The organism is Frankia sp. CcWB2 (assembly GCF_977927585.1).
This window is the reverse complement of sequence record NZ_CDWRCM010000012.1, coordinates 1,326-14,460: the sequence shown is the minus strand read 5'-3', so window position 1 is coordinate 14,460 and position 13,135 is coordinate 1,326. Positions and strand designations below refer to the sequence as shown.

Below are 13,135 nucleotides of genomic sequence, written 5' to 3'. Positions count from 1 at the left end.
GGGCATAGGAGGCGATGGTCAGCGACTGCACCAGATCGTCCTGATCGGCGAGGCTCGGGCTCATCCGACCGCGTAGGACCGGCTCGTCGGCCGTGTAGGCCGCATCGGCGGGGTCGGCCGCGTCTCCTGCGTCTCCCGCCTCGAGACCACCGGGCGGCCGGCCTTCCGTCCCGGAATCGGGCAACCCCCAAGCGGATGGACCCCGTCGGCGCAGCGCGATCCATCCGGCCGCGGCCGCGGTGCCCAGCGTCCAACAGGCGCCTGCCCAGGGCGGTAGGCCGGCGAAGGCCGTGAGAGTGAGACCGACGACGACCAGCACGGTCAGCGCGCCCGTCGCGGCGGGGACCGTGCCGGGAACCGAGCCATAACGACGGGCGGCGGTGGCCGCCGGGCGGCAGACGACGGCCAGAGCGACGGCGGTACCGGCTCCTGCGGCCCAGACCACCAGCTGCCAGTACATCCTCGTCACCCCCGACGCGATCTCATTCCCGGCGTCGAAGCCTCACGATCCATCGTGGAACTCCGCCATGTGGACGTTCCATGCTTCTCCCTCCTCGGCGGCCTACACCATGGCCCGTCCGGGTCATCCCTGGATATGACCCGGATGAGCGGGGCGAGGAGCCGCGATGAGATCCGCCCGGCGGGGCCCCGTCGCGTGCGGGATGCGTGACTGCCATGCGGGGGATGCGCGGGACGGAATGGGCGGTATGCGGCGGGCGGTCCTTCGCCCCACTCCCGATGACCTGTAAGGTGGAGTCCGCATGCTCATCCGGACTGAGCGATGCTCGCTATCGGGCAATGCTCGCTGAATGACCGCCGATCGGCCGCGTTCCGGTCGATCGCGGCCCATGCGCACCCAAAGCTCCGCGGGGAACGCCGTTCCGGGTTCCGTGCGGTCACAGCGGCATAACAACAGCAGGGAGATCTGGTGTACGCGGTCGTTGCCAGTGGCGGCAAGCAGCACAGGGTCGCCGTCGGCGATGTCGTCGACGTCGAGCTCCTTCCCGGAGAGCCGGGCGCGGCCGTGAACCTTCCGGCGCTCCTGCTCGTCGATGGCGAGTCGGTCACCCACGACGCTGACGCTCTCGCGTCCGTCGCGGTCACCGCCGAGGTCGTCGGCGTCGTCAAGGGTCCGAAGATCCGGATCCACAAGTTCAAGAACAAGACCGGCTACCACAAGCGCCAGGGTCACCGCCAGAAGCTGACGCGTCTCAAGGTGACCGGCATCGAGACCGGGAAGGCCTGAGCGGGATGGCGCACAAGAAGGGCGCGAGTTCCTCGCGCAACGGGCGGGATTCGAACGCGCAGCGGCTGGGCGTGAAGCGTTTCGGCGGTCAGTACGTGAAGGCCGGCGAGATCATCGTTCGTCAGCGCGGGACCCATTTCCACCCGGGTGAGCTGGTCGGGCGCGGTAAGGACGACACGCTGTTCGCGCTCTCGCCCGGGCACGTGCAGTTCGGTCACCGGCGGGGCCGTCGGGTCGTGAATGTGGTGGCCGAGGCGGCGGTACCCGCCTGATCTGGTCGTCAAGGCCACGCTGTCGGTTCGACAGCGTGGCCTGGGCCGCCGTCAGGTGGCGATCTCGGCGATCACCGGTGCGTCAGCAGCCGCGCGTACCACCGCCCTGCCGAGCGTGGTTGCGCGGCTTTGGTGCGTCTCTCGCAGGGAGGGACTCGCGGGGAGGGATGTGGAGAGGAGGCGGTGATGCCGACGTTCGTCGACCGGGTGGTGCTGCACGCGGCGGCCGGGGACGGCGGTCATGGCTGTGCCTCCATCCACCGGGAGAAGTTCAAGCCGCTGGGCGGGCCGGACGGCGGTGACGGCGGCCGGGGTGGTGACGTCCGCCTCGTGGTGGACCCGAGCGTGACCACCCTGCTCGACTTCCACTTCCATCCGCATCAGCGCGCCTCCCGGGGACGCCCCGGCCAGGGGTCGAACCGGCACGGTGCGGACGGTGCGGACCTCGTCCTCCCGGTGCCGGACGGGACCGTCGTGCTGACGGAGGACGGCGAGCAGATCATCGACCTGGTCGGACCGGGCAGCGCGTTCGTACTGGCCCGCGGCGGCCGTGGGGGGCGGGGCAACGCGGCGCTCGCGTCGGCCCGCCGCAAGGCCCCCGGGTTCGCCGAACTCGGCGAGCCCGGGGAGCAGCTCGACGCCGTGCTGGAACTCAAGACCGTGGCCGACGTCGCGTTCGTCGGTTTTCCCAGCTCCGGCAAGTCCTCCCTGGTGTCGGTGCTCAGCGCGGCCAAGCCGAAGATCGCCGACTATCCCTTCACCACGCTGGTGCCCAATCTCGGTGTGGCGCAGGCGGGTGATCATCCGCCCTACACGGTCGCGGACGTCCCCGGCCTGATACCGGGCGCCAGCGAGGGACGCGGGCTGGGCTTGGAGTTCCTCCGGCACATCGAACGCTGCTCGGTGATCGTGCATGTGCTGGACTGCGCCACCCTGGAACCGGGCCGTGATCCGATGACCGACCTCGACGTCATCGAGGCCGAGCTCGCCGCCTACTCCGCCGATCTGTCTGACCGTCCCCGGCTGGTCGTCCTCAACAAGATCGACATTCCGGACGCCGCGGAGCTCGCGGAGCTCGTCGCCCCCGAGCTGCGAGCCCGTGACCTCGCGGTCTTCGCGGTGAGTACCGCGACCCGACGTGGCGTGCACGCGCTGTCCCTGGCCCTGGCCGACATCGTCGCCCAGCACCGGGCGGCCGCGCCGGCCCGGGCGGCGACCCGCATCGTGCTGCGTCCCCGCGCGGTGAACGAGCCCGACTTCACGGTGCGCCCCCTCGGCGACGGTTTCCTGATCATCGGGTCGAAGCCCGAGCGATGGGTGCGGCAGACCGACTTCACCAACGACGAGGCGATCGGCTTTCTCGCCGACCGGCTCGCCCGCCTCGGCGTGGAGAAGGAGCTCGCCCGCCTCGGCTCCACCGCGGGAGTGGAGGTGACCATCGGCGAGGTCACGTTCGACTGGGAGCCGACGCTGAGCGGCGGCGGGCTGGGTAACGGCGGGCTGGGCGGCGATGATCAGCCGGGTGGCGACGGGCTCGCCGAGACCGGTCTGGGTGGTCGCGGGCCGGCCGGCACCGCGGCCTCCGGTGCGGCACCGTCACCCGGCCGAGGTGGGGACACGGGTTCCCCAGTGCCCCTCGGGCCGCGCGGGACCGACGACCGGTTGCGGGCCTCGGTGCGGTTGACCCGGGCCGAACGGATGGCTCGCCGCGCCGCCGTCGCCGCCGTCGCCGTCGACCCGGCGGTACGAGGAGAACCGGCGGTACGAGGAGAAGAAGAAGGATGAAGGCGTGCGTCCGTTCGTGACCGACGCGCGCCGGGTCGTCGTCAAGGTCGGTTCGTCCTCGCTGACGACGGCTGTCGGCGGTCTGGACGCCGACCGGCTCGAGGCGCTGGTGGCCGCGGTGCTGCCCCGGGCCGGACAACAACTGGTGCTGGTGTCCTCCGGGGCCATCGCCGCGGGTCTCGCCCCGCTCGGCCTGGCCCGGCGGCCGCGTGACCTCGCCACCCAGCAGGCGGCGGCGAGCGTCGGCCAAAGCTCGCTCGTACACAGCTACGCGGCGGCGTTCGGACGGGCCGGTCACCAGGTCGGCCAGGTGCTGCTGACGGCGACCGACGTGATCCGCCGCACCCACTACCGCAACGCCCGGACCGCGCTCGACCGGCTGCTCGAGCTCGACGTCATCCCGATCATCAACGAGAACGACGCGGTGGCTACTCAGGAGATCCGGGTCGGCGACAACGACCGGCTCGCCGCGATCGTCGCCCATCTCGTGTCGGCGGACCTGTTGGTGCTCCTGTCTGACGTGGACGGCCTGTACGACGCCAACCCCCGGCTGGGCCCGGCGACCATGGTGCGCGAGGTGCGTTCGGACACCGACCTGGACGGGCTGACCGCCCGGGGCACGGGTACCGCCGGTGTCGGGGTCGGCGGGATGGCCACCAAGATCGAGGCAGCCCGGATGGCGGCCTCCGGCGGCGTTACGGCGATCATCACTTCGGCCGCGAACGCCGCACCGGTGCTGCGGGGGGACGAGGTCGGCACCGTCTTCCACTCCACCGGGCCGCGTCGGGCCTCCCGCCTGCTCTGGCTGGCGCACGCGACCGCCCCCGAGGGCCGGCTGCACTTGGACTCCGGGGCGGTGGCCGCGGTGGTACGGCGGCGGGCGTCGTTGCTGCCCGCCGGGATAACCGGCGTGGAGGGGGACTTCGCCGCCGGGGACCCGGTGGACCTGGTCGACCCCGACGGGCGGTCCGTGGCGCGGGGGCTCGTTGCCTTCGACGCGGCGGAGCTGCCCGTGATGCTCGGGCGTTCGACGGCCGACCTCGCCATGGAACGCGGACCGTCGTACGAACGTGAGATCGTCCACCGCGACGACCTCGTGCTGCTGCTGCCGGCCCGCTGACCCGGCCGGCTATCTCACCCGGCCCGGGCTGAGGTGCCAGCCAGGCGCGCCGGCCCGTTTCCCGGCCCGGGACGAGCCGTTTCCCGGCCGGGACAAGGCCGTCCAGATAGCCATCCATATAATTAGACATATCGGCTGGAGAGGATGGCTTGGACGGCGATATTCCAGTGGAAACCGGCGACTATCGTGCCTCGTTTCCCGGAATTCGAGAGAGCCCATCAACAGCTCTCTCTCGGCATTCCGCCCCGGCTACCCGGAAAGTCGCCGATAAAACTGAAAAGGCCTCGGCGCAAAAAAAGGCGACGGCGGCGAATAACGTTTCCGGAGTCGGGTAACCTTCCCTCGGCGGGCAAGAGGTCGCATCTGTTGAGAGAGGTTATTTCGTCATGAGAATGCGTAAGACCGTGGGTCTCCTCGCCTCGGCCGGAGCCGCCGGCGCGCTGACGCTGGCATCGGCCCTTCCCGCGAGCGCGGATCTGAACAGTTCGAACGTCTTGATCGGCGGCGTCGCCAGGTGCCCGGCCAGCGCCGCGGTGGGCGTGGCGGTCCGCACGACGGCCGGCGAGTTCGACTCGTCCGGCGTCGGCGCCGGCGGCTTCTACAGCCTGAGCCTCCAGCAGGTTCCGGTGGCCGGCACAAGCGCCACCTTCAGCGTCCAGTGTTCCGACAACTCGGACAACTACAGCCGTACCTTCCCCCTCCAGAGACCGTTCAGTGGAAAGTCGGTCACCATAAACCTGTTCTCGTAGCCGGACATCTCCGTTGAAGACTCGATGAAATGATCCGATCCCTGGTCCGTCCGGCAATGCCGAAACGGCCACCACCGGAATCCGGTGGTGGCCGTTTCCCGATCCCGGGTCCTGGCCTGGGATGCGGTTTTCCCGGCTAGGCCGGCCGAGTAGTGGTGTATCCGGGCCAGCGGTGTGTTAGGGCCAGCAGTGTGTCCGGGTCAGTGGTGCGTCCGGGTCAGGACGTGGTCTCGACCCGGCTGCCGCCGACCCCTTTGACGACCCGGATCTGGTTCGGGATGCGCTGGCGCAGCTCGGTGACATGGCTGACGACGCCGACGAGCCGGCCGCCGGAACGCAGCTCGTCGAGGACGGTCATCACCTCGTCGAGGCTGTCCGGGTCGAGCGTGCCGAAACCCTCGTCGATGAACAGCGCGTCCATCCGCCGGCCTCCCGCCTCGGCCGTCACGACGTCGGCGAGCCCGAGGGCCAGTGACAGCGCCGCCTGGAAGGTCTCCCCGCCGGACAGGGTGGCGGTGTCGCGCCGCCGGCCGGTCCAGGCGTCGTCGACCAGCAGCCCGAGGCCGGCGCGCCGGCGCTTGTCGCGGCTTTCCCCCGCGTCGTGCACCAGAGTGAACCGGCCGCCGCTCATCGCCGCGAGCCGATGGCTGGCGGCAGCGGCCACCTCTTCCAGCCGGGCCGCCAGCACGAAGCTGGACAGCGGCATGCGCTCGGTGTTGGCACCCCGCCCGGCGGCCAGATCGGCGAGTCCCCGCAGCTCGTCCGCCGCCTCCCGCAGCGGATCCAGGGTAGTGAGCTTCTCGGTGAACTCCGTGACCAGCGCGGCCAGCCGTTCGGCCCGTTCCCGGGCGCGTGCGGCCGTGGCGAGCGTGCTCTCGTGGACCTCGCGGGCGTCGGCCACGGCCGTCTCGTGGTCGGCCAGCGGGACCTCGGTGTCCGGGTCGACGGCGAGATCCTCGCCCGCCAGCCTGGCCCCGACGGCGACGAGCTCGTCCCGATGGGCTCGGACCTCGTCCGCGGCGCGGCGCATCCAGTCGGAGTCCCGCACGGCCTCGGCGGCGTCGTCCAGGTCGGAGAACCCCGCCTGCCGCGCCTGGTCGAGGGCGGCCGTCCCGGCGCGGATGTGTTCGGCCCGGGCCTGCTCGGCTGCCAGGGCCGCGGCCTGCGCGGCCTCGTGATCGGCGGCGAGGGCGGTGACGGCACGGCGGCGCGCGGCCAGTGCCTCGGGGTCGCATAGCTCCGCCGGAACGCCGGCGAGCCGCCGGGCGGCACGGCCCCGGGCGTCCGCCGCGCGTTCCCGGGCTGCCTGCGCCGCGGTCCGTGCGGCGGAATGGCGGGCCGCGGTCTCCTTCTCGTTCTCGTGGACCTCGCGCAACGCGGCCTCCGCCGCGGCGAGCTTCTTAGCCGCCCGGGTCCGGGCGCGGACCGCGTGGGTCAGCACGGCGGCGAGTTCATCGAGCCGATCCGCGACCGGCGCCTCGGAGCCGCCCAGCAGCGTCGCGACCGGAAGCGCGCGGATCTCGGCGAAGGCGGCCTCGACGCGGTCGTCCGGGTCCGCCCTGTCGTTCGGGTCCGCGCGGTCGTCCCCGTCCGTTGGGCCGACCAGGTCGGCGTGCAGCGCCCGGACCCGGGACTCCCAGTGGGCCACCGCCCGGCCTGCCCTCGTCGCGGCGTCGGCGAGCCGGTCCGCCTCCTGCCCGGCCGCGGTCTCGGCGTCCTTGCTCACATGATCGGCCCGGGTCTCGGCCGGGTCGGGATGCTCCAGGGCCCCGCAGACCGGACAAGGCGTGTCATGGACAAGCGCGGCGGCGAGTTCGGCGGTGATGGCGTCGAATCGCTGCCGCCGGAGGTCGGATGCGTGGGTCCGGGCCGCGGATGCGTCTCGTTCGGCCTCGTCGGCCACGGTCCGCACCTGCCGCCCCTCCCGGACGGCGGAGGCCAGCTCCTTGGCCCACCGGGCCCGTTCGACCAGGCCGGGTAGGGCGGCGCCGGCTCGCCGGGCGACCTCCACCCGGGCCTCGGCCTCGACACGGGCGCGGGGCAGCGTGACGCTGATCGCCTCGGCGAGTTCGGCGGCGGACCGGGTGTGGGCGGCCGTGTCCCGGTCGGCCCCGGTGGCCTCCTCGGCGTCCCGCTCGGCGGCGGCGAGGGTGTCGGTCAACGTTTCCAGTCGCCCGGTCTCGGTGTGGGCGAGGCGGGCCAGGCGGGCGAGTTCCTCGGCAGGCGCCTCGGCAGGCCTCCCGGTGGCCTCCTCGGGCAGTGGTCCGGAGGGGGCGGGTTCTCCCCCGGGGAGGAGCCCGGATGGATGGCGTCCGAGCCGGTTCCGGGCGTCGCGTTCGTCGGCCTCGGCCCGGTGGACCGCCGCGGTGCGGCGGCGGACCTCGTCCAGGGCGGGCGCGACGACAGCGGCCCGGCGGGGCGCGTCCAGCCCGGTGGTGAGCAGCTCGATCCGGGGTGCCTGTGCCGCGAGCTCCTCCTGCCGGGCGGCCAGTATCCGGCGCTGCTCGACGCGTCGGGCGAGGTCGCGTGCCTGGTCCAGGGCCTCCTCGGCCGAGGTGCGCCACGCTGCCGCCGCGCCGGCCGCCTCGTCGGCCGAGATGGCCGCCGCCGCGGCGGTCCCGGCGAGGTCCGCGGCCCAGCCGGCGTCGGCCGTCGGATCCTCCGGCTCGTCGACGGCCGCCACCTGCGAGACCCGGGCGGTCACCCGGTCGAGCTCAGCGCGGGCCAGCGCCAGCCGTTCGGCGGCGATCTTTGCCCGGTCCAGCAGCCACTGCTCGGCGTACTCGAAGCGGTTGACGTGGAACAGCGGCTTCAGGAGCTTCTCGCGCGCACCGTGGTCGGCCTGGAGAAAGTCAGCGAAGCGTCCCTGCGGGAGCATGATGACCTGGAAGAACTGCTTGTCGCTCATGCCGACGAGCAGGTCGATCTCATGGCCGACGTCCTCCATGCGGGTGGCGGCCATCTCCCAGCCGCCGGCGCCGTCGAACCGTTCCAGCCGCGCCGTCGGATGGGCGCGGGTCGTCCCGCCGCCGCGTCTCGGCTTGTCCCAGGCGGGGCTGCGGGTGATCCGGAAGCGTCCCGCCGCCACCGTGAACTCCAGCGTCACCTCCGGCCGCAGGGATGCCGCGGCGTGGTGCGAGCGCAGGTCCGGCGGCCCGGAGACCTCCCCGCGCATCCCCGGCACCCGGCCGAACAGCGCGAACCCGACCGCGTCGAGCAGCGTCGTCTTGCCGCCCCCGGTTTCCCCGCAGAGCAGGAGCAGGCCGCCGCTGCCGAGGACGTCGAAATCGATCTCGACGGTGCCGGGGAAGGCGCCGAACGCCGCCAGGGTCAGGTGGTGGGGACGCATCAGGCGACTTCCTCCTCGGCCCGGCGGGCGGCGCCGAGGGCTTCGGCGAGCAGAGCACGTTCCCGAACCGAGGGAGCGCTGCGCACATGGGCGACGAAGGCCTCGGCGATCTCCAGCTCCGAGCGTCCCCGGGTCCGCCGGCCGAAACTGAGCATCTCGTCGGGTTCCGTCTCCGGTTCATGCGCGAGTCGCAGGGCGAAGGGGAACCGGCGCTGCAACCGGGCCATGGCGTCCATGGGGCGGATGGGGTCGGTCAGCACGGCGGAGACGAAGTCGGCCTCGTGCGGGGTATGGGCGGGGTCGGTGAGGAGGTCGGCAAGACTGCCGCGCAGCAGGGCCATCCGCCGCCGGGCGGGAACGCCGATCCGGGTCACGTTCCCCAGCCCGGTCGGACCGATCTCGACGAGCAGCGACGCCTTCGCGTCGCCGGACTCCGAGAAGGAATAGGCCAGTGGCGATCCGCTGTAGCGGACGGACGGGGCGATCGCCTGTGGCCGGTGCAGATGGCCGAGTGCGGTATAGGTGATCCCCTCGAACAACTGGGCTGGCACATTGCCCACTCCGCCGACGCTGATGTCGCGTTCGCTCTCGCTCGCCGCCCCGCCGGTGACCCAGGCGTGCGCCACCACGACGGACCGGGCAGCCGGATACCGTGCGAGGTCGGCCCGCACCGCGTGCATGGCCCGGTGCATCGCCCGGTGCATCGTCGCGGCGGGGAGCCCGGCGGCCGGGGCGCCCGAGCCGGATGGCGCCTGCGCCGGTTCGGGAAGCTGGGAGTTCGCCGCCGACGGCTCCAGGTAGGGGATCGCGTATACCCGGACCGCCCCGGCGGGATCCTCGACGACGACCGGATCCCCGACCGCGGCCGGATCCGTCCGGATGCGGACGCGGGGGTCGAGCAGGCCGGCCTTGTCGCCGAGCCGGCGGGCCGCGTCGTGGTTGCCACTGATCACCACGACCCGGGCGCCGGCGCCGCGCAGTCGGGAGAGCGATTCGTCGAAGAGCTCCAGCGCGCCCACCGGCGGGATCGCCCGATCGTGCACGTCGCCGGCGATGAGCACGACGTCGACGCCCTCGGAACGGACGACGTTGACGAGATGATCGACGAAGGCCGCCTGGGCCGGCATCAGGTCGTGACCGTACAGGCCACGCCCGAGATGCCAGTCGGACGTGTGCAGCGCACGCATGCGAGCACGGTAGGCAACCCCGTCGAGATGATCGTCACGGGGTCCGAACTGCGCGCCTTTCTGGCTGTTCCGGTTATCACCCTCCGCGTCCCTGCCTGTCGCGGACCTGGATAACGGGATAAGTAGATGAGTAGTTAACGGATGCGGGTGAGGAGCGATGAACGGCACGACCGCCGTGCCACCGGTAGCCTCGTAGCGGCGGGCAGCGCCGCGGCGCCCGCCTAACGGAGGACCCGAGATGAGCACCTCTGCGGAGGATGTCCGAGGCAGCGCCGTCCGTGCCAAGGCGGCGGCGGCCCTGCTGGCCCCGCGTAGCCGCGCCGAGAAGGACCGCGCGCTGCTCGCCATGGCCGACGCGTTGATCGCCCGTTCCACGGAGATTCTCGCCGCGAACGCCGAGGACGTCGCTGCCGCGCGGGCGGCGGGCACCGCCGAGGCGATGGTCGACCGGCTCACCCTCACCCCGGCCCGGCTCGCCGGCATGGCCGACGGCCTGCGTCAGGTCGCGGCGTTGGAGGACCCGGTCGGCGAGGTCGTGCGCGGCCGGGTGCTGCCGAACGGGATGGAGCTGCGCCAGATCCGGGTGCCCCTCGGCGTCGTCGGGATCATCTACGAGGCCCGGCCGAACGTCACGGTGGACGCCGCGGGCCTGTGCCTCAAGAGCGGCAACGCCGCGTTGCTGCGCGGGAGCGCCTCCGCGGTGCGTTCCAACACCGCGCTGGTGGCGGTGCTGCGCGCCGCCGCCGTCGCGAGCGGCTTGCCGGCGGACGCGGTGCAGCTTGTCCCCGGGGTGGACCACGACGCGGTCAAGCACCTGATGCGGCTGCGCGGGCTCGTCGACGTGCTCATCCCGCGGGGTGGCGCGGGTCTGATCCGGGCGGTCGTCGAGGAGTCGACGGTGCCCGTCATCGAGACCGGGGTCGGCAACTGCCACGTGTATGTGGACGCCGACGCCGACCTCGACCAGGCGCTTGCGATCACCGTCAACGCGAAGACCCAGCGGGTCTCGGTGTGCAACTCGGCGGAGACCCTGCTCGTGCACGCTGGCGTGGCCGGGGAGTTCCTGCCTCGGGTGCTGGCCGCCCTGCACGACGCCGGGGTCACCGTGCACGGCGACGAGGCGGTGCGCGCCGTCGATCCGCGGGTGCTGCCCGCCACAGACGACGACTGGGCGGCCGAGTATCTGTCGTTGGACATGGCCGTCGCCGTCGTCGACTCTCTCGACGACGCGGTCGCGCACATCCGGCGCTGGGGCAGCGGGCACACCGAGGCGATCGTCACCCGGTCTCTGCCGGCGTCGCGACGGTTCATCACGACCTGCGACAGCGCGGCCGTCATGGTGAACGCCTCGACCCGTTTCACCGACGGGGAGCGGTTCGGGATGGGTGCCGAGATCGGCATCTCCACCCAGAAGCTGCACGCCCGCGGCCCGATGGGGCTGCCCGAGCTGACCTCGACGACGTGGGTCGGCGTCGGCGACGGGCATCTGGTCACCTGAGGTCCGGGTCACCTGAGGTCCGGGTTACCGGGCCCGCCGGATCGGGCCGTCCGGGACGCAACGGAACCGGGAAGGGAATAGGTATGGGCTCGTTGGACGGGGTGACGGTGCACGGGGTGTCCGCGGTGCGGACCGTGCCGGGACTCACCGCGGATCAGGTCGACGCGGTGCTCTCCGACGACGCGCTGGCCTTCGTCGCCGGATTGCACCGCACGTTCGCCGGCCGGCATGCCGAACTGCTCGCCGCCCGGGCCGCCCGCCGCGCCGCGATCGCCGCCGGGGCCACCCTCGACTTCCTGCCGCAGACCGCCGACATCCGGGCCAGGAACTGGCGGGTCGCGTCACCGGCGCCGGGGCTGGTCGACCGCCGGGCCGAGATCACCGGCCCGACCGACGCCAAGATGCTCATCAACGCGCTCAACAGCGGTGCCCGGGTCTTCATGGCGGACCTCGAGGACGCTAATGTGCCGACCTGGTCGAACATGGTCGTCGGGCAGCACAACCTGAGTGAGGCCGTTGCCGGCACGCTCGCCTTCACCTCGCCCGACGGCCGTCGTTACGAGCTCGACGAGTCCACGGCGACGCTCGTGGTGCGCCCGCGCGGCTGGCACCTGCCGGAGCGGCACGTCACCGTCGACGGGGAGCCGATCGTCGCCGCGCTCTTCGACGCCGGGATGCACCTGGTCCGCAACGCGCATGCCCTGCGGGCTACGGGCGTGGCGCCGTACTTCTACCTGCCGAAGCTGGAGAGTCATCTCGAGGCCCGGCTGTGGAACGACGTGTTCACCGCGGCGCAGGCCGAGCTCGGCCTGCCCGTCGGCACCATCCGGGCGACCGTCCTCATCGAGACGCTGCTCGCCGCCTTCGAGATGGAGGAGATCCTCTACGAGCTGCGGGAGCATTCCGCCGGACTCAACGCCGGCCGCTGGGACTACATGTTCTCCACCATCAAGACGTTCGCGTCCCGGCCGACGGAGTTCCTGCTGCCCGACCGCAACGGCGTGACGATGACGGTGCCGTTCCTGCGCGCCTACACCGAGCTGTTGGTCTCCACCTGTCATCGCCGCGGCGCGCACGCGATCGGCGGGATGGCGGCGTTCATCCCGTCGCGGCGCGACCCCGAGATCAACGCCGCGGCCCTGGCGAAGGTGCGCGCCGACAAGGAGCGGGAGTCCGCGGACGGGTTCGACGGGAGCTGGGTGGCGCACCCTGACCTGGTGCCGGTGTGTACCGAGGTCTTCGACGCGGTGCTCGGCGACGAGCCGAACCAGCTCACCCGGTTGCGTGACGACGTCAAGGTCGGCGCCGGCGACCTGCTGGCGGTGCGCGACACTCCGGGTTCCGTCACCGCGGCCGGGGTCCGCGGGAACATCAGCGTCGGGGTGCGCTACCTGGAGAGCTGGCTGCGCGGGATCGGGGCGGTCGGCATCGACAACCTGATGGAGGACGCCGCCACCGCTGAGATTTCCCGTAGTCAGATTTTCCAGTGGATAGCCGCCGGGGTCGTGCTCGACGACGGCCGTCCGGTCACGGCCGATCTGGTCCGGACCACTCTGGCGGAGGTGCTGGACCAGATCCGGCTCTCCATCGGCGCCGCCGCCTTCGACAACGGCCGCTGGAAGGACGCGGCGGCGGTGTTCGAGGAGACGGCGCTCGGCGAGACCTTCGTCGCGTTCCTCACTCTTCCCGCCTACGAGCGGATCGGCTGAACCGGCGAACACCTCGGGCGAACACTTCGGGCGAACACTTCGGGCGAACACCTCGGGAGAATCCCCGGGTGAACCGGCGGCGAACAGGTCGATGAGTAGCCCGCGGGTATCCGCCCGGCGGACGGCGGCGCGCAAGGCGTAGTCACCCGTCTGCGGCGCCAGCCTGGCAGTATGGACAGGGCGATGCCTGACACGGGGACGGAAGGGGGACGTAATGAAG

The 13,135-nt window shown here is 72.2% G+C and carries 10 protein-coding genes; 7 read left to right on the top strand and 3 right to left on the bottom strand.

Annotation, left to right across the window (positions count from 1 at the left end; all coding sequences use genetic code 11):
- The coding region (locus tag ACY45C_RS02740; protein ID WP_462186101.1) for an MFS transporter at nt 1-460 on the bottom strand (460 nt) is incomplete at its 3' end.
- A 468-nt stretch (nt 461-928) separates the two neighbouring features.
- On the opposite strand from ACY45C_RS02740, the gene rplU reads away from it, so the two are divergent.
- The 5 genes from rplU to ACY45C_RS02715 all read left to right on the top strand — a co-directional run bounded on the left by rplU (nt 929) and on the right by ACY45C_RS02715 (nt 5,172).
- Nucleotides 929-1,246, top strand: coding sequence for a 50S ribosomal protein L21 (rplU, locus tag ACY45C_RS02735; RefSeq protein ID WP_462186089.1), 318 nt, complete (start codon nt 929-931; stop codon nt 1,244-1,246).
- 5 nt (nt 1,247-1,251) lie between these two features.
- Nucleotides 1,252-1,518, top strand: a complete 267-nt coding sequence (gene rpmA / locus ACY45C_RS02730; protein WP_462186088.1) for a 50S ribosomal protein L27 — start codon at nt 1,252-1,254, stop codon at nt 1,516-1,518.
- Between the two features lie 186 nt (nt 1,519-1,704).
- Complete coding sequence (obgE, locus tag ACY45C_RS02725; RefSeq protein WP_462186087.1) at nt 1,705-3,303, top strand: GTPase ObgE; 1,599 nt, start codon at nt 1,705-1,707, stop codon at nt 3,301-3,303.
- A gap of 4 nt (nt 3,304-3,307) precedes the next feature.
- The gene (gene proB, locus ACY45C_RS02720; RefSeq protein WP_462186086.1) at nt 3,308-4,423 is read left to right on the top strand and encodes a glutamate 5-kinase; all 1,116 of its coding nucleotides are present in this window, start codon (nt 3,308-3,310) and stop codon (nt 4,421-4,423) included.
- 386 nt (nt 4,424-4,809) lie between these two features.
- Entirely contained in the window at nt 4,810-5,172 is a 363-nt protein-coding gene (locus tag ACY45C_RS02715; protein ID WP_462186085.1) for a hypothetical protein, read from the top strand.
- A 217-nt stretch (nt 5,173-5,389) separates the two neighbouring features.
- Here the strand turns inward: ACY45C_RS02715 and ACY45C_RS02710 are convergent, their stop codons facing one another.
- Together ACY45C_RS02710 and ACY45C_RS02705 are read right to left on the bottom strand one after the other, a co-directional pair.
- A complete protein-coding gene (locus ACY45C_RS02710; protein ID WP_462186084.1) occupies nt 5,390-8,521 on the bottom strand; it encodes an AAA family ATPase in 3,132 nt (1,043 codons plus the stop codon).
- Complete coding sequence (locus ACY45C_RS02705; RefSeq protein WP_462186083.1) at nt 8,521-9,708, bottom strand: exonuclease SbcCD subunit D; 1,188 nt, start codon at nt 9,706-9,708, stop codon at nt 8,521-8,523. Before ACY45C_RS02705 ends, ACY45C_RS02710 begins: the two co-directional genes overlap by 1 nt.
- 238 nt (nt 9,709-9,946) lie before the next feature.
- Between ACY45C_RS02705 and ACY45C_RS02700 the strand changes: the two genes are divergently transcribed.
- Nucleotides 9,947-11,206: a glutamate-5-semialdehyde dehydrogenase gene (locus tag ACY45C_RS02700; protein WP_462186082.1), complete on the top strand. Its 1,260-nt coding sequence runs from the start codon at nt 9,947-9,949 to the stop codon at nt 11,204-11,206.
- 83 nt (nt 11,207-11,289) lie between these two features.
- Nucleotides 11,290-12,915 (top strand): malate synthase A, encoded by a 1,626-nt coding sequence (aceB, locus tag ACY45C_RS02695; protein WP_462186081.1) that lies wholly within the window; start codon nt 11,290-11,292, stop codon nt 12,913-12,915.
- Nucleotides 12,916-13,135 lie beyond the last annotated feature (220 nt).

Bases quoted from the DNA above. Each gene is read 5' to 3' on its own strand.
- obgE (WP_462186087.1), top strand. From the start codon at position 1,705: ATGCCGACGTTCGTCGACCGGGTGGTGCTGCACGCGGCGGCCGGGGAC.
- ACY45C_RS02710 (WP_462186084.1), bottom strand. From the start codon at position 8,521: ATGCGTCCCCACCACCTGACCCTGGCGGCGTTCGGCGCCTTCCCCGGC.
- ACY45C_RS02705 (WP_462186083.1), bottom strand. From the start codon at position 9,708: ATGCGTGCGCTGCACACGTCCGACTGGCATCTCGGGCGTGGCCTGTAC.
- rpmA (WP_462186088.1), top strand. From the start codon at position 1,252: ATGGCGCACAAGAAGGGCGCGAGTTCCTCGCGCAACGGGCGGGATTCG.
- ACY45C_RS02715 (WP_462186085.1), top strand. From the start codon at position 4,810: ATGAGAATGCGTAAGACCGTGGGTCTCCTCGCCTCGGCCGGAGCCGCC.
- ACY45C_RS02700 (WP_462186082.1), top strand. From the start codon at position 9,947: ATGAGCACCTCTGCGGAGGATGTCCGAGGCAGCGCCGTCCGTGCCAAG.
- aceB (WP_462186081.1), top strand. From the start codon at position 11,290: ATGGGCTCGTTGGACGGGGTGACGGTGCACGGGGTGTCCGCGGTGCGG.